The sequence below is a fragment of the Hyphomicrobium sp. LHD-15 genome, from assembly GCF_031157355.1.
In the GTDB taxonomy this organism is placed as follows: domain Bacteria; phylum Pseudomonadota; class Alphaproteobacteria; order Rhizobiales; family Hyphomicrobiaceae; genus Hyphomicrobium_C.
In genome coordinates this window covers 48,746-72,953 of record NZ_JAVIFT010000009.1, presented here as the reverse complement: position 1 = coordinate 72,953, position 24,208 = coordinate 48,746, and the positions used below count along the sequence as shown (strand labels likewise).

Here is a 24,208-nt window from a genome sequence, read left to right as displayed (position 1 = left end):
TTGGTTCCCAACCCGTCGTCGGTCAGCACGATGTCCGCCACCTTGACGCGCGAGGCGGTCGAGGTGTTCTCCGCGATCGACAGGAGCGTGTTCGCAAGCGACACCGTCGGCGCGGTGTTCTCGTCGACATCCGTCACGTTGACCGTGATCTCCTGCTCGACCGAGAGGCCGCCCGCGTCGGTGACCTTCACAACCACCGTGTGCGAGGTCGCGGCCTCGTAATCGAGACCCGTGCTGTCCTTGACGACCAGCTTGTTACCGACGATCTCGAACCGACCGCCCGCGTTATCGACAAGCTCGAACGTGAACGTATCGCCAGCGTTGGGATCGACCGCCGCGAGTGTCGCGACCTCTGCCCCGTTTGCAGAGTTCTCCGCAACCGATGCAGTATCCGGCAGGATGTCGGTCGGCGCCTCGTTCTCGTTCGGAACGTCCGTGACAGCGATCGTCAGCGTCTTCTCGAAGGTGTGGCCGTCACCGTCCGTCACACGCACCCTGATCTCATGGGAAGTCGCGGCCTCGTAGTCGAGCGCACCCGCCACGACGATCTTGTCGCCGTCGAGCGCAAACCGCCCGCCAGCATTATCAAGCAGCGTGAAGCTGAAGGTTTCGCCGTAGAAGCTGGACAGATCGGTTGCCGTCAGCGTGCCAACCTCGGTACCGGCTTCCACGCCCTCTGTGACTGCAAGCGACGACAGCGCAATATCGGTTGGTGCGATGAAATCCCAAGTATTGAGCACACCGTCCGCGAACTTCAGATACTCCGTCGCTGTAGATACCTTGGTTCCGTCCTGCAAAGTATAAAGGTCGTAGGTGACATAATCGATGCCGTCGAACCCTGTACCATCCGGATTGCTACGCTTGTCGCGGATGGTGAAGGCATTGGAATAGTCCTTCGCCCAAATGATCTCATAATCGGCAATGCTTCCGGAATACTCGGCCGTGTCGTGATCACCGAGTCCACCGATGATGATGTCGCTGCCGCCATTACCGCGGAAGGTGTCGTTGCCGCCGTTACCCGCCAGGAGGTCATTGTAGGCGCCTCCCCAGATCACGTCGTCCGTATCGATATCGCCGCGGCCGACCATATATTCGGGATTGTAGTCGAGAAGATCGATCGTCAACGTCTTTTCGTACGTCAGACCATCGCCGTCCGTCACCCTAATGGTGATGTCGTAGGTCGTCTGCTGCTCGTAATCCAATAGCGTGTGGTAAACGGTGCGGATTTCGTTGCCGTTGACCAGCGTGAACCGGCCGTTCGAGTCATCGACGAGTTCGAATGTTGCGGTATCGCCTTCCGCGTCAGTCGCCGCCAAGAGACCGACCAACAGGTTTTCGTAGGACGATTCCAGAACAGTGTAGTTCGACAGGTAGATATCCGTCGGCGCGCTCGGATTGACCGAATGCCGGCCATCGGCGAACTGCAGGTATTCCACGTTGACGAGCGTGTCGGAGCCGTCCTGCGGGTTGACCCGCGTGTCGGTCACGGTGACAGAGCCATCCCCGTTATCCAACACCGTGTAGTCCGACCTGTTGCCGCTGAACACGGCCGTATCAGCCGCTGCGCCGCCGTCGAGAAGGTTGTTCCCGGCGTTTCCAGTCAGAACGTTACGCGCTGCATTGCCCGTAATGGCAAGATCCAGGGAGCCCTTGAGCTCCGCGTTCTCGATATTGGTATAGAGATTGAGATCGAGATTGACGCTATCGGACTGCGCCGTATCGGTGCCGCCGTTCGCCGCCTCGATGAACGTATCGCCGACGCTGCCAGCATCGATGATGTACGTGTCGTTGCCGGCGCCGCCTTCAAGCGTGTCGTTACCGGCACCGCCGGTGAACACGTCATCGCCTGCACCTCCTGTGAAGTGGACAGCGCTTGTCGTCTGTGCCGTAGCGACGATTGCGCCGACTGTTCCCGTTCCGGTCACGCCCGATCCGTCGATCCGCGTGACCTTGGAAATGTCGCTGCCTGCGACCGTGAAGTCCCAGCCGGTATCGCCGGAGATATTCACCGTAGTGGCACTATCGAGGACCAGCACTTGCTCGAAGGAGTCGATGGGCGGAAGGGCCTCGAGGCCCATTCGGCCGCCGCCAAGATCGACGACACGGACATCGTCGCGTGAATTGGTGACGATGTTGACCACCGTCGCATCCACGACGCGCACCGTTCCGCTTGCGGCTTCTTCTGCCGGCACCGTCTCATTGCCAAGAAACCCATCAACCGGGCCGATGCGCTCAAAGGGCGCCGAGAAGGCAAGATTGACGCCGCTGGTCGATCCGAGAAGATTGACGGTGCCAAACCGCGTAGCGTTGTTGACGGCACGGAATTCGACGCTCGATCCGTCGACCAAAGTCACCGTATTGTTGCCGCCAGAGCCCTCGGTCCCTGCAATTCGAACGGACGTCAACCCATCGAAGTTTGCCACATTGACACTATGGCTCTGCGACGTGACGTCGAGCTGAAGCACCTCGAAGCCCGAAATATGGCTGCTGATGTCGCCGATCGCCTCGGCGACGCCGAACGTCATGCGAATGGTGTCGGCGTCAGGGTTGTATTGCTGATCGGCTTCGCCATTCCACCCGGCGTCGATCGTCCCGCCTTGAAACGCGCCCGACCCGAGAATGTGAACTTCGTCCGAGCCCGCATCTAGCGTGATCGTTCCGCGCAAGCCGAGACCTGCATTCGCGCCGCTGATGTCACTCGGCGAGCCGTCATTCCCGGCATTCACCGACCCCAGATTTCCAAGCCGCACGAAGTCCCGCTCCAGACCTCCAATGAAGCGGTATTCCGCAAGACCACCCGCAGGCGCCAAGACGCTGTCGTCCAGCGGCGTATCGATACGTACATAGCCGTAATTGGATGCAATCTGTGTCGATCCGTCAAATGTCGGCGAAAGATCGATGGTCGTCGCGTTCGGGACGTACCACTTAATCGAAAGTCCGGATGTCTGGTAAAATTTGATCGTCTCGGCCGACGCAAACGACAGGTTGAAGTCGTCTATCGCCGCACCGTTGAGCCAGTCGGTACTCGTCATCTGATTCAGAACGATGCTGGTCGCCGTATTGTCGCTGACCGTTTCTCCGGCATCGAGACGCACGCCAAGCAGAAAGATCGACAACTCGCGATCGCCAGCCGCAGCGTTGACAGCCAGGTCGCCAGTGAACCCGGGGAACCCGTACGTTTGAGACCACACGTCGGACGTGAGGTTGTCGATTTCGAGAATTTCTAGAGAATCTGCGTTGATTTGTACGTTACCGGAGACAAGGTTGACCCTGACGTAGTTCAACGCGTCGACGCCGTTCGCATCGCCAGCGTCCGTGATTGTGACGTCGGTGCCGTAGTCTACAATGACGGCCTTCTCGAACCCGTGCGTCGTGACGTTGATGGGTACCCAGTCATCGATCGACCGCACTTCATCGGTGTCGCCGCCCGCGCGAATGAGCAGCGGCGTTTCACGCAAATCGATCGTGCGATCCGCGAACTGCAGAACCTCGATGAATTCGGCTTCAAACTCGACCTGCTCCACCTCGCCCGCAGCAAGGCCGCTGGTGCGCTGCACTGTGAGCGCGCCTTGATAGTAAGCCAGCCAACCTTGGGGTTGCATCCCAACAATTCGGTACTCGCTGAAGTTTCCATCGAAATGGATCGTGTCGACGCTGTCGGCGATTTCTCCGCCGTCGGAGGCAAAAACCGTGTTGTAGCCCAGGCCACCGTAGAAGTGGTCGGAACCCCAGCCGCCAGCCATGTTGTCGTTGCCGCCACCGCCGTAGAGGATGTCGTTGCCGCCGAACCGATCGTCTCCGTCGCCGTCGCCGTGCATGGCGTCATCGCCGTCGAGACCGTAGAGAATGTCGTCGCCGGCGCCGCCGTATAGAAAGTCCCCGTTCGGGAAAAGCGAATATCTGATGCCGTTGGGCTGGTTGCTGCCGTAAAGGATGTCGTTGCCGTCGCCCCCGTAGAGGTTATCTCCAATCCAATCCGGAGAGCCACCTCCATGCAGGGTGTCGTTGCCCTCGAGACCAAAGATCTGATCGATGCCCGCGCCACCGTCGATTGTGTCGTTGCCGCCGTACCCGGCGAGGGTATCGTCTCCCCCCAGACCATTGATGATGTCGTCGCCTTCTTTGCCAAGTATCTCGTCGGCGTACTGCGTGCCGTTGATCGGCACGCCAGGGCCGAAGAGATTCTGGGTGTCGGTCGATGTGGAGGTCGTTTCGGCATCGGGCTGGACGCGGTCGGTTCCAGTTCCGGTCACGACTGTGCCGGTGGTATCGACGACGAGGAAGTCGCTGTACGTCAGAGTGGTGGGCTTGTTCCCGAGAATTGCGAACTGGACGCTCGCGGCGAGCCCGTTGCCGTCGACGTCGTAATAAAGCGCTCCGGTTGCCGCGTCGTAGATGATGCGATCGGATGCGTCGAGAGCGCCGGTCCCGAGGGTGAATGCATCCGCCGAAAGGATGCCGAGCACAAGATTGAAGATCGAATTGTCGAGCCAGATAAGGTCGACGCCATATTGAGGCTCATAACCATTGAAGTCGACGATCGTATCGACATTCGTCGCGGCGTTCAGCGCACGATCGAACAGGAAAATGTCGCTACCAATTCCGCCGATCAATGTGTCGTTACCGGCTCCACCCGAGAGAGTATCGTTGCCGTCGTGGCCTTGGATCCTGTCGTTGCCGCGCATGCCGTAAATAACGTTATCGTAGCGCGTGCCCTCGAGGTCGTCGTTGCCGTCGCCCGCGACAGCATTCTCGATGAGCGAGCCTTTCGCCACGATCAAGAAGCTCTTGCCATCGACTGCGGACGTCCATCCCTCCGACATCCGGAGTCGAATGTCGCCGGTCATGGCCGCCAGATCGAGCCAGTCCGTCCCGCCATCGGCGTCATTGAGAATGATCCGCTCGCCCTCTCTGGCGATCGCGGTGAAGACCTCATCGGTATAGTGATAGACGTCGTCCGAGGTGTTGTGGGTGCCGTCCGCGGTGTCGGTTCCGTGTAGCGTAATGGATGCCGAATTGAGCGTGCCCGAATCCGCCTCCCAGCGATCCACGATACGGATCGTCCACTCGCCCGTGCCGTTCTCGCCGCGGAAGCCATTGGCGCCGAACGTCAGCACCGCATCCTCCGCCCCGCCGTTGTAGAACAGCTCGAAACGGAAATCGACGAGCGTCGACGTCGTCCCATCCGGAGAGATCAGGTAGATCTCGAGATCGTCGAGTTTTGTGTGATGCAGGTCGATCGAAACGTTGACGAAGTCGACCGTGAAGTCCGGACCGCCAAAGGTAAAATGGATGTCGGTTGTCTTGCCGTCCAAGAGCTCGACGCTTTGGGTGGTCGACTGCTTGAACGAGCTTTCGTTGGCACTCGTCTTCGGCCCGCCGAACAGGTTCCAGACCTCGGCCATGCGCACGGCGTTGTAGGCGTTGATGCCGCCGTAACCGTAGTCCTCCGAGTAGTGGAGGCCGCCGCCGTTCCAGTTGTCGGCGCCGTTGTACTTCCATGTGTTGTTTTCATCGTTGCGCCGAACGCCGCCGACGCCGCTACCCACTTCGTGCGCCGAATACGCAATGATGTTCTGAACGTCGCGCCAGCCGAGGTCAGGGTTGGCTTCGAGCATGAGCGCAACGACACCGGTCACGATGGGCGTCGCGCCGGAGGTTCCGCCGAATCCGTTGGTGTAATCCGTATCCGGAAGCCCGTTGTAGCCATAGTCGAGGCGTCCCGGGGCGTTGATATAACCCGTGTTGTCAGTGGTGACCAAACCACGATTGATCGTCGTAAACCAATCGCTGTAGCCGCTCGAAGGCGCCGAAACGAGCAGGTTTGCGCCATAGCTCGAATAGTACGACGCATCGCCATCGTCGTCGTAAGCGCCGACGATGATCGTCGCGCGGCTCGTGGTGGTGCCGTCGCCGTTGCTGTTCTGATCCTGATTGCCCGCGGCCTTGACCTGGATCGTACCCAGTCCATTGCGACCGATCTCAAGAGCCTCGAACCAGTAATTCAGAAGGCTGTCGTCCTGAGCGACGGCCATGACGTCTTGCCAGAAGCCGGGGAACTTGCCCCAGCTGTGGTTGATAACGTCGAAGTTCGAGGACTGCGAAGCGGCCTGCAGGAAGCCGGCGTAGTAGTTGTTGATGTCGCCCGCGCCGGAGAAAATGTTCACGCCCGTGAGCGACGCGCCCCATGCCACGCCAACGACACCCGTGCCGTTGTTCGCTGCCGCAATGAGGCCCGCGACTGCCGTCCCATGCGGCGCGCCGGAGACAGTGGACTCGAGCGGATTGAGGATTTGTCCATCGACCGTGACCTCACGGCTCGGATCGTAGTTGGCCGCCAAATCCGGATGGTCGGTTTGTAGACCGTCGTCGTAGACGCCGACGTGCACATCGGCGCCCGAGTATTCGTCCCAGATCGTCTCGATGTCGCCCATGTAGGCGAAATGCCACTGCAGATCGTAGTAGCCGTCGGTCGGTGTGAAAGCCGTCTCGTAGCCAAGCCCGGAGTGCTGCGACGGGACAGGCATCGGTAGCGTGGAGTAAACGGGGGAACGATTGCTGAGAGCGCTCAGGAAAGGCAATTGACCGCCGTCGGAAAGGAATTCCGCGAACCGATTTGCCCATACGCCATCGTTCAGCGCCGAGGCGCTGTTAGCAAGCTTTACGCTCATTTGGGTTCCTCCCCGAGGCAGATTTATTTTTAGGTCGTAGGCCTTTGGCGGCCACGTTTAAAACGTGTGAGCATTTGTCACGCTCTGTACATCGTTTGTAAGAAGTGAATACGTGTCCTGACAATATGGATTAGTTCCCGATTCGTGTCGGGAGCCAGGAGATATTCCCGATCGAATGCCGCGTTAATGCAAAATGGATCTCAGATTTTTTCCCGATATTGGCGGGATGCGGGACATACCCCCTACGTGGTCGTGATGAAGTAGTCTCAGGGATGATAGTCGGGCATGGCTCGCCCATCGTATGGTTTGACGCAACCATTAGGCGATCGGCTGCATACCGTTTGCGGACATGACGATATCTGGAGTTCGAGACTTCGGCGCTCAGGAGCTCCCGACAAAAAAATCGAAAGACATATCCCAGCGACCACTTGCACAGCGGCTCAACTCTGACGTCCAAGTTCCGCTTTCAAACTCTCGAATGTTTCGCGCAGATGCTTGGCGAGGGGCCTTTTGGTACCTTCCTCGACCCATCGATCCACGGCCAGGCGCAGCGCGCCCATTGAAGCCATGGCGATGAGCCGCAAGCTATCGCGGCGGCGCGCCTGAGGCCACTTTGCGCAGAGCGCCTCGAACACCGCCCCCTCCTGCTGCACGTACTTCGCATGTTTGCTTGCGCGTAACTCTTCGGTCGAGCGGAGCAGACGCTCGATCGCGACAAGCTCGTTCGCATCGAACTGGGACGCCAAGCTCAGGATGGCGTCGAGGACGGCATCGATCGGCGCCTTGTCCGCTGTCTGTTCTTGAATGGCGGCGGCTATTGCCGCACCGGTGCCGCTCTGCCACGCGAGGAGGATCTCCTCCTTGGATTTGAAATAGTAGAAGAACGTGCGCCTCGATATCCCCGACGCCTCGGCGATCGCGTCGAGTGTGGTCTCCTCGTAGCCTTGGCTCAGAAAGAGTTTCAGCCCCGTATCGGTGATGCGTTGGAGCGTCTCGCGGCGCTTACGCTCCCGCAAGCCGGGCTTTTGAGCAGAATTGTTCATACGACATTCTTCTGTCACAAATCGCACCACTTGTAAACTCGCACTGAGTGCAATATTGTTGGAATGCTGAAGCCGTATGTCGGCTCATACGGCACAAATCCAATTCCTTCCCGAGGAGACGAGATGCAAGGCGATATCATGATGTTCCTGCGGTCCTGGGCCGCCGAACCTCTACGCGTCGGCGCGATCGCACCTTCAGGCTCCTCACTTGCCGAGATCATCACGCGCGAGATAACGCCGGCCACGGGCCAAGTCATCGAGCTTGGGCCTGGCACGGGTGTCTTCACCGAAAAGCTGATCGAGCGGGGCGTCCGTCTCCAGGACCTGACCCTGATCGAATACGGGTCGGAATTTGCCATTCACCTCCAGACGCGCTTTCCCGGCGTGCGTGTGCTCTGGATGGATGCAGCCCGCCTGAAGACCGCCGACCTCGGCGCAAAGGCACCGGCTGGCGCAGTTGTGAGCGGCTTGCCTCTACTCGGCATGCCGACGCGAAAAGTGATGTCGATCCTCTCCGGCGCATTCACTCATCTGAGGCCGGGCGGTGCGTTCTATCAATTCACGTATGCCGGCCGCTGTCCCGTCCCGAGGCCGATCCTCGACCGTCTCGGCCTTAAGGCGACCCTGGTCGATCACACCCTGCGCAACATTCCCCCGGCCTCCGTCTATCGCATCACGAGACGGCGTGCCTGGCACAACTTGGTCTAGCTGAGTTGATCTGAAGCAAAATTATGTCGGCCCACAAGCATCCGCTTCGCATGGGACGGCGCCGCAATCCATGACGCGAGAAGAAAGAGAATTCCATGACAGGCAAAAAAAGCACTGTGAAGAAAACAGCGCTCGTCACCGGTGCTTCCTCAGGCATGGGCAAAGAGATCGCGAAGCGCCTCATCAAGGATGGATATCACGTGTTCGCTGCTGCGCGTCAGGTCCAGAAAATGGCTGACCTCGCGCGCCTCGGCGCCACGCCACTGCGCATGGATATTTCCAACGACGCCGAGATCAAGGCGGCAGTCGATAGGATCTTGGCTGAGACCGCGAGCGTGGATGTGCTGGTAAACAACGCCGGCTTCGGCCTCTATGGTCCGGTCGAGGAAATCGGCATTGACGAGGCGCGGTACCAGTTCGAGGTGAATGTATTCGGCCCCGCGCGTCTGACCCAACTTCTTTTGCCCGCAATGCGCAAGCAAGGCTCTGGCACCATCATCAACATCACGTCGATGGGCGGCAAGATCTACACCCTCCTCGGGGCTTGGTATCACGCAACCAAGCACGCTCTTGAAGGCTGGTCCGATTCCCTGAGGCTTGAGCTTATGCCGTTCGGCATTAAGGTCGTCGTAGTCGAGCCGGGCTTGATCGAGACCGGGTTCGGCGACGTGGCTGCCGACGGTCTTCTCAAGCGATCGGGCAACGGCGCCTATGCGAAAATCACGCAGGCCGTCGCCAAGACCACGAAGGCGAGCTACGGCCGCGGCCTCGGCACCGACCCGAGCGTCATTGCCCATGTCGTGTCGCAGGCCGCCAACGCCAAGAATCCCAAGACGCGTTATGTCGCGGGCAAGTATGCGAGGCCGATGATCTTCGTACGCAAATGGTTCGGAGATCGCGCGTTCGACCGACTGATTTTAAGCCAGATGAGCGGATAATCGCGCTGGCTAGAGAATAGGACGTCCGCATTCGCGAAACCAAGAATGCGGACGTCTCTATAGAGGCCGAACGCGATAGTTTCCGGTAAACTCAGAGCAACGAGGGGCCAGCGGATCACGGCGTCAATCGAAGCTTCGAAACATCCATCACCGCGTGAAACGGGAGTGTTGGAGGTAGCTTCAGCCGGCGCACACAGCATCGTTCCGACACGAAATTCCATTTCGCAGATATATACAGACACATTTGAACGTGAAGGCGCAATGATCGACCCGCACGATCGGCTCTCCACTGCTGGAGAACCGCACTATGCTTGTATTCATGCGCGTCGGATCCCCTCTGTCGATCGCCCTCGCGCTGATCCTCACATCAACAACTGCGGCCCTTTCGGAAGAACGGGAATATGAGCGGAGGCCTCAGCTTACAGTTACCGTCGACTCGGTACGAACGAGCCGAATCGAAGACATAGTTGTTGGGACCGGTACGGTAGCCGCATGGCGAGAAATGCCGATCAGCTCCGAAGCCAACGCACTGGCAATTGTCGAACTCCTTGCTGATGAAGGAGACGAGGTGAAAAAAGGCCAGCTCCTGGCGCGCCTCAATCAAACTCTTCTTCTTGCGCAGATCGAACAAAACAACGCCGCGGTGGCGGAGGCAGAAGCCAGCCTATCCAACGCTTTGGCCGACCAGAAACGCGCTCATACCGTTACCAGCGGCGTAATGAGCCAACAGACCATCGACCAACGCGAATTGGTCGTGAAGACAGCCGCGGCAAAGCTCGCCTCAACACAGGCAGCACTCGAGGAAACAAAAGCCAGATTGGCGCAGACGGTCATCGTCGCACCGGCGAACGCGATCGTAGCGGTGCGCACCGCAACCCTCGGTCAGGTTGTGCAAAGCGGTACGGACCTGTTCCGTCTCATCCAGGATGGACGCATCGAGGTGAATGCCCTGGTGCCCGAAGCTGATATCTTCAGGATCCTCCCCAAACAGACCGCACGCATCATTGATCCCATGGGGCGAATATCGCGAGCCTCTGTACGGATTGTAGCGCCGATGGTCGACGCCAAGACCCGCCTGGGCACGGCGCGTATTGCGCTGTCCGCGGGCACGGAGTTGAAGCCCGGCATGTTTGTCCGCGTCGAGATCGACGCCGGCAGCACGGAAGCCCTGACAGTTCCGCTCAAAGCGATCGTCTGGCGCGACGGGCGTGCGGCGGTCTTCACTGTGAGCGAAGACGGCACCGCAAACCTCAAGACAATAACCGCCGGGCGCAAGACCAGTTCGGCTGTAGAGGTCGTGGACGGCTTGGATGCCGGCGAGCGCATCGTCGTCGAAGGCGCCGGACTGCTGAACGACGGCGAGAAAGTCCGCGCCGAAGTTGCATCCGCTCAACCGTTCACGGCAACGCCATGAACCAGATTTCGGCTTGGTCCATCCGCAATCCGGTGCCCACCACCGTCTTGTTTCTGCTTCTGTCTCTCTCGGGTGTTGTCAGCTTCTCGAAGCTGCGCATCAACGACATGCCGGATATCGACATTCCCGCGGTCACGGTCAGCGTCGCCAGAAGCGGTGCCGCGCCAACTGAGATGGAAACGCAAGTCGCACGTCTTATAGAAGACAGCGTCTCCGGCCTCGGCAACGTCGAGCACATCCGATCCACCGTCAACGAAGGCCTCTCTACGACCAGCGTCGAATTCGCGTTGGGAACCGACATCGACCGTGCGACCGATGACGTCCGCAATGCTGTAGCTTCGATCCGCGCTAATTTGCCGGCGGACGTCCTGGAACCAACCGTGCAGCGGGTTGACGCCACAGGCCAGGCGATCCTGACGTTCATCGTCGACGCGCCCCGGATGGCTCCCGACGACCTGAGTTGGTTCATTGACAATGACGTGGCCAAAGCTGCGCTGTCGGTCAACGGTGTCTCCCGGCTCGAGCGGGCCGGCGGCGTGAACCAGGAAATTCGCGTGCGCCTGGCTCCCGATCGGATGATGGCTCTCGGCATCACGGCTTCCGAAATCTCCGATCAACTGAAGCGGCAGAACGTCAACGAGCCCGGCGGACGCACGACGCTCGGACAGCGCGAACAAGCGATCAGAACGCTTGGCAGCGCCAAGAACGTTCAGGCGCTAGCCGAAACGCGACTGATCCTGACGGACGGACGCACAGTGACGCTATCCGAGCTGGGCGTCATAGAAAGATCTTGGGCTGAACCCCGCCAACGCGCGCGTCTCGACGATCGCGAGGTCATCGGGTTCAGCGTCTACCGCTCGGTGGGCACCGGCGAAGTTGCAGTGACCGATGCAGTAAGAGCGAAAGTGGCGTCATTTGCTACCGAAAATCCTGACGTTGCGATACGCGAAGTGACCAGTTCGACCGATGACGTGCTGGAGGGATATGCGGCCGCGATCGAGGCTCTGCTCCTAGGCGCGGCGCTTGCCGTCCTCGTGGTCTGGTACTTCCTCCGCGATGTACGCGCGACCCTCATTTCCAGCGTGGCCTTGCCGCTGTCGCTGCTGCCCACATTCGGCGTCATGTACGTTCTCAACGAGTCGTTGAACAACATCACGTTGCTTGCCATCGCCCTGGTGGTCGGCATCCTGGTCGATGATGCGATCGTCGAGATCGAAAACATCGTGCGCCATATGCGAGCAACGGGAAAGAACGCTTACGAGGCCGCGATTGAAGCGGCCGACGAAATCGGACTTGCCGTTGTCGCAACGACATTCTCCATCATCGCCGTGTTCATGCCTGTGGGCTTCATGGGCGGAATTCCCGGCCAGATCTTCAAGTCGTTCGCTATTGCCGTCTGCACGTCGGTATTCTTCTCGCTCGTCGTCGCACGCATGCTGACGCCGATGATGGGGGCGTATTTGATGAAGCCCCACGGCGCACAAAAGGACGAAGCGTTCTGGGTGCCGGCCTATCTTCGATTTCTCGGCTGGACGTTGAGATGGCGATGGATAACGGTCTTCGCGGGCATCGCGATCTTCGCGGCCTCCCTGAGCCTGATTCCTCTGTTGCCGACTGATTTCATTCCCGCAACAGACCGAGGCAGGTCGGTTCTTGCAATTGAGCACGCCCCCGGCGCCAGCCTCACGGATACGGACGCAACCGTAAGGAGGGCAATCGCTATTCTGCAAGCACGGCCGGAGGTCAAATCCGTCTATGCGGCCCTGGGAACGCAAACGTCCTCGGGAGGTATCGGCGATGAGAGTACGTCAGGAGAGGTTCGCAAGGCGACGGTGACGGTAAACCTGAAGCCGCGCGATGAACGGACGATCACGCAGCAGGAGTTTGAAGCATCGGTAGCATCTCAACTTGCGGAGCTGCCAGGCGCGCGACTGCGGTTCGGCGCCGATGGACAGTCGGGTGCCAAGGTCCAGGTCACGCTGAGAAGCGATGACTCGGAGAAGCTATCTAAAGCGGTCTCTTTGATCACACGCGAGATGCAGACAACGCCGGGTTTCCAGAATGCCGGCTCGACGGCCAGCCTCGCCCGCCCCGAATTGCAGATCACGCCCAAGCTCGACAAGGCGGCCACGCTCGGTGTTTCTTCCGAGGCGATAGCTCAAACAGTCAACATCGCGACGCTGGGCGAATCCGATCACAACCTGCCGAAGTTCAACCTCGAAGATCGGCAGATCCCCATTCGCGTCATGCTAGACGAAGGCGCGAGGTCGGATTTCTCGCGGATCTTGAGCTTGCAAGTGCCGACATCAACCGGCACCGTTCCACTTTCCTCCGTGGCAGACATCGAACTTGGCGCAGGCCCTAACCAGATCGACCGCGTCGACCGCATCCGAAGTGCGACCATCGAGGCTGAGATCGTGGGCTTGACGACGGGACAAGCCGAGGAGATCGTTTCCAATCTGCGTTCGGTCAAAGCGCTTCCACCTGGAGTGACCCGCCAATCCGCGGGCGACGCGGAACACATGGAAGAGCTGTTCGGTGGCTTTGTCCTTGCCATGGTCTCGGGCATTGTCTTGCTGCTGTTCGTAATCGCCCTGTTGTTCAACAATTTCATTCAGCCAGTTACGATCCTGACCGCACTTCCCCTATCGCTCGGCGGTGCATTCGGATTGATGGTGGCGACCGGTACGTCTCTGTCCCTACCAGCCCTGATCGGGATTCTCATGCTGATGGGGATTGCCGCCAAAAACTCGATCCTGCTCGTCGAGTACGCAATCATGGCCCGGTTCACTCAGAACCTCGAACGGAATGAGGCGCTCATCGAAGCAGCGCGGAAGCGCGCCCGCCCCATTATCATGACCACGGTTGCGATGGGGGCTGGGATGCTGCCACTCGCGTTTGGTATCGGCGCTGACGCGGAATTTCGCGCCCCGATGGCCATTGCCGTGATCGGTGGCCTTCTGAGCTCGACCGCATTGAGCCTGATCTACGTTCCTGCGGTTTTCACCGTCATGGATGATCTCGACCTCTGGGCACGCAGGATGTTTGAAGCACTCATTCAAACTCCACCTCCCCTCGCGACGAAGAGACATTAGCCAATGCGCGACGTCGGATCGTCAATGCCGCCTCGATTTTCAGACCTCCCACATCAACGCCCCGGACCGACAAAGATCCATTAACGATGATCCGCCACACGAGCGACACCGCGACCATCCACACCGCCACGGCACTCCTCGCGGTCGGCACTCTCGTCCGCCTCGCCCTCGCCGCGCTGCTCGATCCCGGCGTCGACGAAGCCTACGCCATGGCGGTCGCGACGCAGTGGCAGCTCTCCTGGTTCGATCACCCGCCGATGGCTTTCTGGTGGGTCAAAGCGATGCACGACCTGGCTGCGCCTTTCTTCGGTGACCCAGTGCCAGCCTTGGTGCTGCGGCTGCCCTTCGTACTGGCCTTCACGGCCACCAGCGCGGTGATGTTCGACCTCACCCGCCGTCTCTGGGGAGCGAGAGCCGGATTGTGGACGCTGGTGGCGCTGACCCTGGCGCCGTTCTTCATGGTATCCGCCGGATCGTGGATGGTCCCAGATGGACCACTGGCACTCTTCCTCGCATTGACTGCGCGGTTGCTCGCCGAAATCCTGTTCTTCGCCCCCGTTCCCGAAGCAGAACGCGAACGTCGATTGTGGCTCGCCGCCGGGCTCACCCTCGGCCTCGCCGCCCTCTCGAAGTACCACGCCGCACTTTTCGCCCTCGGCGCTGTCACCTTTGTTCTCATCACCCCGCATCGCCGCCGCCTCGCCGCACCGGGCCCGTGGCTCGCCGTCCTGATCGCAAGTATCGTTGCGTCGCCCGTACTAATCTGGAACGCCGAGAACGGCTGGGTATCACTCCTTTTCCAGTCGTCGCGCGGCGTCGGCCCGAATGGCATCAACTGGTCAGGGCTTGCCCGCGCGATACTCGGACAGATGGGTTATCTCGGCCCATGGACTGTCGTCGCTACAGTCGCCGCCGCGGTATCGCTACTGCGGACCGACCGCACGCTCTCTGGCCCAAGCGCCTTCCTGGTGGCGCTCGCGCTGCCGTCCATCGTCGTCTTCACTGCTGTACCGCTTTGGGGTGGCCATGCCCTGCCCCATTGGCAGATGCCGGGATGGTTGTTCCTGCTGCCGATCCTCGGTCGCGCTATCGCCGACATCGAGAAGCGGCGCGATGAAGCCTTGCGGCTTGCCCGCGGCTCCGCTGTCGCTGCCACTGCAGTGCTTGCTCTGGCGATCGTCGCAGCTACGCTGGTCCGCGTCTTCCCACCCTCTCCATCGACCGTCACCTTCCTGGGGATCGGCAGCTTCCTGCAGGAATCGGTGACTTGGCGCGGTCTCGCCGCTGGGCTCGTGGACCGTGGTCTGCTAGCGGCGCCATTGCCTGCGGACCCGAAGCAGCCCCGCCCTCTCGTCGTCGCGTTCCGATGGATCGAAGCCGCTCGCATTGCAGAGGCCCTCGGGGCACACGCGACTGTTGCAGTGTTCGGAAGCGATCCACGCGGCTTTGCCTTTCTCGCCGACCCCGCTGCGTGGATTGGCCGTGACGTGCTTTTGATTGGGCAGCCTAAGACCTTCGCCCGCCGCCTCGAAACGGTCCGGCCACATTTTTCAAGCATCGATATCCAATCCCCCATCGGGGTGAAGGTTGGAGACATTGATTTATTCGAGGTCGAGGTGGCGATCGGCCGTAACTTGATATCACCCTATCCGCTGCCATACCCACGCCGCTGATGGACGCGAGAAAGCGCTACCGGCGTGGGGCTGTGGCCCAAGGGTACCCGCGGCTTGCTTGAGCATAGCCGAGGTCGAAGAGCTGCCGCATATACCCCTTATCAAAGGGCTCGTCGGATATGCCGTCAAAGCTTTCAGGAATGACGGCAAGCCGAAAGGCCATGCCCTCCGATTTTGCCTGCGCGTAGACACGTTCAACATCACCGCGCGCCTGGCTCTTTATGAGTGTCTCGAGTGACCGGTTGGCAATTTTCAAGATCGTCGGATCAACGGATTGCCACACCGGTCCCATCTTGCCATTGCGGATCACATAGAGACGCGCCTGAGCTTGCGTCATCTTTTGAGACAAGCCATTTGCGACATGGGGGATAAAGAACACCTGTCCGACAGTCCCGCCATCGGCGTGCATTTCCTGAAACTCGCGACCATCGACGGTCACCTTGAGAAGTACCGGCGGCAAAACACCCGGAATGGCTGCCGACGCGAGCAGAATGCGCCGGAACAGATCAAGACGATCTGCATTTTTGCTTGCCGCGATCGCCCCGAGGTTCCAGATCACCTGGCGTTCGGCCTCGACATTCGTCGTGGCGACGAGAAGCCGCCGGCCGCGCGCGTGCTCACGCGCTATCTCATCCACGAGCTCGATGTTGACGTAGTGCCGCAATAGCGCTTCAAGCCCGCTGGCATCAATGAGCGATGGCCCTCCGAAGACCGCCGAGAATATCTGCGGCGTTCCGAGATCATCTGTTTTGTATTGAGTGTAGATTTCCTCGAGCTTTTTGTCATAGGCAGGACCGAGGAATGCAAATGGCGCCGCGAGTGCGCCCGTGCTGACACCCGTTACGACATCGAAGATCGGCCGTTCGCCGCTTGCCGTCCAGCCGACAAGAAGTCCTGCACCGTAAGCCCCGTCTCCTCCACCGCCCGATAGCGCCAAATAGCTCCGCGCCCGCGGCCGTTTTCTCTCCACCTCTGTTCGCGACAACGGCGCCGGTAAAACGCCTGTGAAGTTGATAGCCGCATCGGCTTCGTCCGCATCTCCCCATGCGCGAATATTTGTGTAACCCGACACCTGCGCTCGACCTATTGCTGCTTCCGGAACCGGCGTATACGCGAGCGTCGCAGCACATCCCCCTAGTGCGAGCGCAGTCATGACAGTCAGTGTTCGATACAGGGACACCATTCTCTACTGTCCATGCGTTCGCTGAACCCCGTAAGCAGAGCAGGGTCCAAGCAAGGCCAGGCTGCGGTTTAGTTGAGCACGCAGCCCGGCCAACGATGATGCGTGAGCGTACCGGTGAGCCATCAGCAGCCCTCAACGCAGAAGGGACGCATCAGATTTGATGCCCGAGCATCCCTTGGCGGCGAGCATTGCTTCGAGCTGATTGACCTTGATGCGCTCTTGCCGGAGCTTCTCCGTGGCCTCGTATCCGGATCCATCGGGCCCGAACAGGCGCCCATACGCCAGCATGATGGTCGCCGGAGGCGCTCGCCGCTCCGCTTCTTCCTGCCGCCGCAGGTCCTCCATTTTTCGGAAGTGAGAGGCAAATGTGCTGGCAATGCTTGCGCAAGTACCTGTCTCTTCGGAACCAGCCACGGCATCGCCCCCGCGGTTCGATCCTTCGTTCTCAAAATCACGCGCCACACGCCCGGACTCGATCTGTTCAGTGGCGCAGCCAACGACAAGCAGCAGGACCAAACTCACCATCGCGGCCGTAGGCGCACCGGCACGTGAGGCTTGAACGTCGAGGTAAGCCCTTTCTCCAAGCGGGCCATTGGCGACACGCCCGGACCGAAGCCAACGCGCTCCACAGTCGGTGCGGACGAGCTCCGAACGCCTTGGTGTTTGTAGCCGTCGCCGAGCGCATGGCCGGCCCCTTCCGCACTGGATCGAACGGTTCCTGTGCGGGGCACGGGGTCTGCGAGCAGCGTCGCGCGCCTGTCTCCGTCCTGCCCGACGGCGAACCGATCGAGATCGATAGCAGAGGACCTCGCAACCAATCCCACCAACTGGGGAACGAATGCTTTGGCTCATCACGGCTTCAGTAAGCAACACTGGACCGGCAGCCGAAGACCGGGAGCCGGATCGTCCGCCCTGGAAATCGTAGCCAACTCGATAGTAGAAGCTGCCCGCCGGCAAACCATCCTTGTAAAGGACACGCTCCATCGGATCTCCGAGCGTTCCGAAGTAATGGGCGAGCGCAGGATCGACGACATGGGAACGCTTGAAGGCGAACATCACGGCCGGCCGGCCGCGCAACGATCCTGCGTCGTGCCAGTACTCGTACATCAGGCTCATCTTCCCCAGAACGCCGCGTCCGACCGAGTTGGTGGCGCCTTCGCCATTGCCATTGTTGTAGAAGGCGAGTTCGCTCGCGACGTTGTAGGTATCTAGGCCGATCATGAAGGGCTCGGTGCCCGTGGCCTGCATCACCTCGAGTTCAAGGTCAGCGGCTTCGCGTCCGAACTCGCTCCAGGCCACCGGAACATCCGGGAGACGCAGGGCATACCCGAGGCCCGGCACACCTAGCGTGAGATAATTCAGGAGAAGCCCGTAGGCCACGAGGCTGGTCCCGATCGTTGGCACCCACACGCGACGCATCGCGCGTTCGAAAGCCAGGGCACGCTCCCCAGCAGAGAGAATTGACGCCGCGATTGCGGGAAGAGCAGAAAGCCACACCGGCCCCGTCCAGTTGAGTTTCGCGTCGCGCGTCAAACTGAAAACGAGAAACACGCACAGCGGAACGAGCGTTGAAATGAGGATGAAGCGCGAGTGGCGCCGCACTTCCTCATCCACGTGAGCCGTCCTCTCGAACCGGCGAAGCGTCCAGATCACCCCCACCGCCGAAATCAGAACCGCCGGAGTAATCAGGATCGCGGCGTTAAAGACGAGCATCGGCAGCGAAAAATTTAACGCAGCATTCAGGCGACGCGTGCCTTGGAAGAAGAAGGATGCAAAACCGTTTTCCAGATTCCAGTAGAGGACTGGTGAGAAGATGAGCATCGCCAGCGCGGCGGCAAGATAAGGCTCGGGCCGCTTCAGCCAAATCCGCGACCGCACATCGACAAGCAGGAAAAACAACGCGGCCGGCATAAGAAGTGCGATCGTGTACTTCGAAAGCATCCCAAGGCCAATGCAGACACCGACGCCCCACCAGGCATTCGACCGGCCACCTACCAGCGCGCGCTCCAGAAAATAGAGTGCACCGGCCCACGCCGCGAGCAACGGCGCATCAGGAGTCATGAAGAAGCCGGTCGCGAAATAGAACGGCAATGCCGCAATAAGCAGCAAGTTAACGAACGCCGCAGACTTGCCGAACAGCCTATGCGTGAGTTTAAAACTGAAGAAAGCTGTTACGAACCAGCTGAGCCAGGCAGGAACGCGCACGCCGAACTCGTTGTCGCCGAACACGTTGGTGCCAGCCCAGATCAGCCACGCCACCATGGGCGGATGGTCGAGATAGCTGATGTCGAGATGCTGTGAGTAATTCCAATAATAAGCCTCTTGCGGCAACAGATCGACAAGGCCGACGAAGAGCAGACGCAGAACGATGACGTAGCTCGCCACGCCGATGGCGGCAACGCGCCAGCGTATGTCGGCGGGAACTCGTGGATTGACGAACGGAAACACAAAAAAAGCGGAGCCGAGATACGTAACAAGGGCCGCGGCACCGATTGCGTACAGTATTGCGACCTGCGTGGATGCACCGAGGATATCGGTTGACCCAGCCAGGATGCCGCCGCGAATTGCAAGAGCCAGGAGGCACACGGTGAAGAAGCGCAGGTAAAGCTCCCCCGGTCGCTGCCGGCTCGCCCCCGAGCTTTCGGCGAAAGACCAACGCGAGTTCAGGACGTAATTCGACAGAGTGGCGACGAGAAAGCTGGTGATGTGAGCGGTGATCAGCGTCGCGCCGAGGCCCGAGAGGGCCAGAAACACAAACATGTCTACGAACATGCCGATGAGGCCAACCGCTGCGAAGCGGGCTACGCCGCCGGCCGACACCGCTCCACCGGCCAACGCAAAAAGACGGCGCAGATAAGCCACCAACTGCGCCTTGCCGATCTTGGATTCGCCATGTATGCGATCGGGAAAGACGATCGGAACCTCGCTAACCCTCAGTGCGCCACCGCCGTGGGCGATGACCTCGAGCCCGATCTTGAAACCCGCAGCCTCGGGATCGACTGCGAGCAGTCGATCCCGACGTACCGCGAAAAATCCGGACATCGGATCCTTCACCTCCGTCAGCGGCCATGCCAGCAGGCTGCCGAGGCGCGACAGCAAAAGTCTCCGAAACGGCCAATCCGGGGTTGCCCCGCCTGGCACGAAGCGGCTGCCCACCACCATGTCGCTCGAACCATCCATGACCGGATTGACGAGCGCGCGGATGCGACCGGGCGGATGGCTGAGGTCGGCATCCATGACAACCACGATATCGGCTACGGCAAGCGCCGCAGCTTTCAGCACATCGCCGGCCAGCCCCCGTGTTCCGTCGCCCACAACAAGGCGTACATTCGTTACACCTTCCCACTTCCTCACCTGCTCGACAGTGCCGTCCGTCGAACCGCCGTCAGCGATTAGAATCTCGAAATCGAGACCGTTCCCACCTTCGGCGAGGATTGCGGCAAGCAACGCATCGACGTTCTCGACCTCGTTGAGCGTCGGCACGACAACCGACACCCGCACGGCACTCCGCAGGCAACACGGGGCCGTTCCATCCAGAGAATGCTGGATGGAGTTTGTCATCTCTGGCGATTGCATCGGCTAAACGCGTTCCCTTGATGTGGCGTTGTATCTAGCGAAATCGCGCGGGGTTCTATCGTGATGCTTGTTTGGCGCCGTTGTCGGTCCATTCAGGCGGCAACCCAAGTTGCTCGCCGACAGCGCCGGCGATTCCCGGAGCGCGGCCGTAGTTTTCACAAGCGGCGTACTTCGGAGCGAGCCCCATGGTGGAGTTGATTTTTTGCCAAGAAGGCAGCGATGGCAGGCTGATGCCCCCGTTATCGAAGGGGCTCTCGCCTTTTATGAGCAGGTGGGCGAAGTCGTCAGCGAACTTGTCCGCCAGATCGTAGGCGTCACTTGCTTTCGACGCCTTTGGCGAGCTGAAAAACGCCGTCGCGCCTCTTGCCCAAAGCATGGATGCCTGTTGATAGCCCTGAGAGTCGATAGCCTCCGACTCGAGCGAAAGGCTGCCCAGTCCGATCGGAACGCGCGGCACCGGAACCGGCACATTCACCTTTACGAAGTTCATGCCTAGCGATGCGGCAGCCGATACGCCCGCCGCGACCTCATCGGTTTCCGTCGCCTGAGTGACGGTTGCGCGAACGGTCAAATCCGCCGGTTCGTAGGGTGTTACGACTTTGAAGCGGTCGCTGAGGTTGATGCACAGCGCACGATTTATGGCATTGGCGACAAGCTCACGCTGTTCGTACGAGAGCTTCGGCGCAATAGTGGAAGGAAACGCGGTCGGTTGGATTTTGATCGTCTTGGCCGCCAGCACCTGCTCCTTCTTCACTTGAAGACGCGCCTTTGTCAGCAGGCCGTCGGAAGGCGTCATTGCGTCGTAGGACGTCAATCCGACACCTTGCACTAGAGGTGCACTGGCGCATGCGGGAAGAAGACCGACCATGGCCAACATGACGAGGTTCGTAGAACCAGGCGGCACGCGCATTGATCGCCTCCTGCTCACCTGCTCCACCGACGAGACGCTGGGCCTGGTGACCAATGGCGCGAAGTGAGTGCCCCCTGCAGAAAATGCCTTGCCGGCCGCGATACCATTTCTGGCCGCTCTTGAGGCCCTCGACCCAGTTGGAAAGCGCATTCAGAACCCCCGATCGTTAACGCTCGCGGCAATCGATAAGGAGTTCTCGTGGCTTAATATCCGGACTTGAATGTCCGAACGTTTCCCTCCGTGCGTTTTTTATGTCGAAACATGTCTTGGCGGTCCGTAGACAGCCTTTGACACAAAAAAGTTGCTCCAGCGCTCTACGGCAGAGATAGATCAACACGATAGAGCAGAGGCATTGACGGTCGGATATGAGCCCGCACGCGCAAATTCTCGTTGTCGATGACGACACGGAAATCCGGAAAATGATCGCTCGCTACATGCAGGAGCAAGGCTTTCGCGTTCTGCTCGCATCGAAGTGTTCGGAGGTGCACGAGAGGATCGTGACCAATCAGATCGATCTCATCATCCTCGACGTGATGCTGCCCGACGGTTCGGGACTCGATCTTTGCCGGGATTTGAGAGCAGCGCGATCGACAATTCCGATCATCCTGCTCACGGCCTTGAGGGAGGATGTCGACCGGATCATCGGTCTTGAAATCGGCGCCGACGACTACCTCGGAAAGCCATTCAATCCAAGAGAGCTGCTAGCCAGGGCACGTGCGGTCCTCCGACGGGTCGCAAATTCCGACCTGGAGCCTCGCACGGCCGGTGTCTATCACTTCGAGAACTTCGTAGCCGATCCGTCCACCCGTTCGGTGACCGACCCCAATGGCGGCGATGTGCCCCTCACCGGCGCCGAGTTCGATCTGCTGATGACCTTTTTGGACCGGCCGGGGCGCGTACTCACGCGCGATCAACTCCTCGACCTGACGCGTGGAGGCGACGGCGAGGTTCTGGATCGCTCGATCGACGTTCTGATCAGCCGGCTGCGGCGTAAGCTTTCGGACGGCGGCGCGCCTCAATTCTTCAAGACTGTCCGCAACGGCGGATATCAGCTCGCCGCCAAGGTCCGTATTCTGGATAGGCACAGATGAATACGCTGCGGGCCAAGATCGCCCTGCTTCTCGTGACCTCCATCGTTTCGGTCGTGGCATTGATCACGCTTGCCGTGATGTATGTTTTTGCGACGCCGAATGACATGGAGATCGAATTCCTCGCCAAGCAGCTCATAACCATAGAACGGCTTGGAAAACATAATCCTGAAGTGGAGGGTCTATCTCGGCACCCCGATGCGGGCGTGCTCGACAAAAAACAAACCGAACTGATGCGCGCAAGCACTGCGCAGCATGGAACACCCGTCGACGTTATCGTGACGTACAATCGAGACGACAGCCGATTCCGCATCGCGTCGATACGCGTCGGACCTCAAAGCTGGGCCGTTGTCGACATTGATCCTCCATCAGAGCCAGAATTATGGATTTGGTTCGTACTCATCACGATTGGTGTCGGATCGATTGCGGTGTTCGCAGCCCATCGTATGAGCAAGCCCCTGGCGCTCCTTGAAAGCGCGGCCGAGTCGGTCAGCCCGGACGGCAGCCTTCCGATGCTCGCCGAACGAGGCCCCGCGGAGGTTCGCGCGACGGCAGCCGCGATCAACTCGCTTTCCGCTCGCCTGAAACGCGCCACCGAAAGCCGGATGAGGCTCGTTGCGGCGGCCGGCCACGACCTTCGCACCCCACTGACGCGCATGAGATTGCGAGCGGAATTTGTCACGGACGATGAGGAGCGGACTTTGTGGCTCAGGGATATCGACGAACTCGAACGGATTGCCGACAGCGCGATTCAGCTTGTCCGAGAGGAAACGACGAAGGCGTCGCTGGAAGTCATTCGGGTGGATGACCTTGTCAGGAGCGTCGTGGAAGATTTGCAGGAACAGAATTTTGAAATCGAGGTGATCGACACGAGCGAAGCGTACGTCAGGGCCAACCGACTGGCTTTGAGCCGCGCATTGCGGAACCTCCTGATCAACGCCGCGACCCATGGCGTACGCGGCGCTGTAGCCGTCACCGGAGGTGCGATGGCGCGAATTACCATCTCTGATCAGGGGCCCGGTATTTCAGCCGATGTTCTGGACCAGGTATTCGAGCCGTTTTTCCGAGCCGATAGGGCGCGTGGCCAGAAAATCCCCGGTGCCGGCTTGGGCCTCACGATCTCTCGCGAGATCATCCGCAGGGACGGAGGGGACATCAGAATCTCAAATCGTCCCGACGGGGGCTTGGCTCAGGTCGTCGAGCTTCCCACTGTGCTTCCTGGATGAACGTTGTCCCGATGCCAACCCTTCGCTGTTTCCGGCAGCTGATCCTGCGCGGCTCACAAATGACGCCACACTTCCTCACGCGCCTACCATTTCGTGACCGGGCGCCTCGAACCCTAACCTGCGATCAGTGAGAGACAGACGGTAAAAACATCGCCGTTGAACTGCGTTGTGATAGGCAGGCCGCTCCTCCGGAAGACTGAGAGCATCGCTTGGTTCTGGGATAGAACCTGTGCCTCGAACCGCGAAACACCCCGCTCCCTCGCGATCCCAGCGAGGTGTTTGAGAAGCAGAGGGGCGACGCCCCGCCCGCGGTAACCCTCACTGGTAATGAAAGCGATCTCGGCGCTGTCCTGCACGCTCGCTACCTCATTGAACGCGTAGCGGCCGCCTCCGATCAATTGGGGATCACCGCCGTTCTCCGCTGTGACCACCACGAGCGCAACGACGCGATCGAAGTCGACCTCGGTGATCTGCCGCAGCTCGTCGTCGGCCAACGTTTTCTTGTAGGTGAAGAAGCGCTTATAGACCGACTCGGAATCAAGCCCCTCAAACGCAGTAAGAACTGCGCGCCAATCATCCGGGCGTATGGCGCGAACGGTCACGGAAGTGCCGTCGCTCAAAGTCGTGGCTGCCTGATAGGTTCGCGCATCGATCACGACACCGCCTCACGCGTCAGCCCCGCT

General features: G+C 59.9%; 13 protein-coding genes. 7 read left to right on the top strand and 6 right to left on the bottom strand.

Going from position 1 to position 24,208, the window contains the following annotated elements; all coding sequences use genetic code 11:
• Together RCO24_RS19225 and RCO24_RS19220 are read right to left on the bottom strand one after the other, a co-directional pair.
• The coding region (locus RCO24_RS19225) for a S8 family serine peptidase (RefSeq protein WP_308964305.1) at positions 1 to 6,671 on the bottom strand (6,671 nt) is incomplete at its 3' end.
• 440 nt (positions 6,672 to 7,111) lie between these two features.
• A complete protein-coding gene (locus RCO24_RS19220; RefSeq protein ID WP_308964304.1) occupies positions 7,112 to 7,714 on the bottom strand; it encodes a TetR family transcriptional regulator in 603 nt (200 codons plus the stop codon).
• Between the two features lie 123 nt (positions 7,715 to 7,837).
• Here RCO24_RS19220 and RCO24_RS19215 point away from each other — a divergent pair, with 123 nt between their 5' ends.
• The 5 genes from RCO24_RS19215 (at position 7,838) to RCO24_RS19195 (ending at position 15,542) form a co-directional block, all read left to right on the top strand.
• Positions 7,838 to 8,422: an rRNA adenine N-6-methyltransferase family protein gene (locus RCO24_RS19215; RefSeq protein WP_308964303.1), complete on the top strand. Its 585-nt coding sequence runs from the start codon at positions 7,838 to 7,840 to the stop codon at positions 8,420 to 8,422.
• Between the two features lie 95 nt (positions 8,423 to 8,517).
• Positions 8,518 to 9,360, top strand: coding sequence for an oxidoreductase (locus tag RCO24_RS19210; RefSeq protein WP_308964302.1), 843 nt, complete (start codon positions 8,518 to 8,520; stop codon positions 9,358 to 9,360).
• Positions 9,361 to 9,667: 307 nt separating this feature from the next.
• A complete protein-coding gene (locus RCO24_RS19205) occupies positions 9,668 to 10,774 on the top strand; it encodes an efflux RND transporter periplasmic adaptor subunit (protein ID WP_308964301.1) in 1,107 nt (368 codons plus the stop codon).
• Complete coding sequence (locus RCO24_RS19200) at positions 10,771 to 13,869, top strand: efflux RND transporter permease subunit (protein ID WP_308964300.1); 3,099 nt, start codon at positions 10,771 to 10,773, stop codon at positions 13,867 to 13,869. Before RCO24_RS19205 ends, RCO24_RS19200 begins: the two co-directional genes overlap by 4 nt.
• An 86-nt stretch (positions 13,870 to 13,955) precedes the next feature.
• Positions 13,956 to 15,542, top strand: coding sequence for a glycosyltransferase family 39 protein (locus tag RCO24_RS19195; RefSeq protein WP_308964299.1), 1,587 nt, complete (start codon positions 13,956 to 13,958; stop codon positions 15,540 to 15,542).
• Positions 15,543 to 15,558: 16 nt separating this feature from the next.
• Here the strand turns inward: RCO24_RS19195 and RCO24_RS19190 are convergent, their stop codons facing one another.
• The 3 genes from RCO24_RS19190 to RCO24_RS19180 all read right to left on the bottom strand — a co-directional run bounded on the left by RCO24_RS19190 (position 15,559) and on the right by RCO24_RS19180 (position 21,115).
• A complete protein-coding gene (locus RCO24_RS19190; RefSeq protein WP_308964298.1) occupies positions 15,559 to 16,695 on the bottom strand; it encodes a patatin-like phospholipase family protein in 1,137 nt (378 codons plus the stop codon).
• 162 nt (positions 16,696 to 16,857) lie between these two features.
• The gene (locus RCO24_RS19185; RefSeq protein ID WP_308964297.1) at positions 16,858 to 20,226 is read right to left on the bottom strand and encodes a glycosyltransferase family 39 protein; all 3,369 of its coding nucleotides are present in this window, start codon (positions 20,224 to 20,226) and stop codon (positions 16,858 to 16,860) included.
• 130 nt (positions 20,227 to 20,356) lie between these two features.
• Positions 20,357 to 21,115 (bottom strand): DUF3313 domain-containing protein, encoded by a 759-nt coding sequence (locus tag RCO24_RS19180; protein ID WP_308964296.1) that lies wholly within the window; start codon positions 21,113 to 21,115, stop codon positions 20,357 to 20,359.
• 461 nt (positions 21,116 to 21,576) lie between these two features.
• On the opposite strand from RCO24_RS19180, the gene RCO24_RS19175 reads away from it, so the two are divergent.
• Positions 21,577 to 22,302 (top strand): response regulator transcription factor, encoded by a 726-nt coding sequence (locus tag RCO24_RS19175; protein WP_308964295.1) that lies wholly within the window; start codon positions 21,577 to 21,579, stop codon positions 22,300 to 22,302.
• Positions 22,303 to 22,334: 32 nt separating this feature from the next.
• Positions 22,335 to 23,525 (top strand): ATP-binding protein, encoded by a 1,191-nt coding sequence (locus tag RCO24_RS19170; protein ID WP_308964294.1) that lies wholly within the window; start codon positions 22,335 to 22,337, stop codon positions 23,523 to 23,525.
• Positions 23,526 to 23,638: 113 nt separating this feature from the next.
• Here RCO24_RS19170 and RCO24_RS19165 read toward each other — a convergent pair whose 3' ends face one another.
• Positions 23,639 to 24,181 carry a GNAT family N-acetyltransferase gene (locus RCO24_RS19165; RefSeq protein WP_308964293.1) on the bottom strand — a complete coding sequence of 181 codons (543 nt, stop codon included), beginning with the start codon at positions 24,179 to 24,181 and terminating at the stop codon, positions 23,639 to 23,641.
• Positions 24,182 to 24,208: the final 27 nt, after the last annotated feature.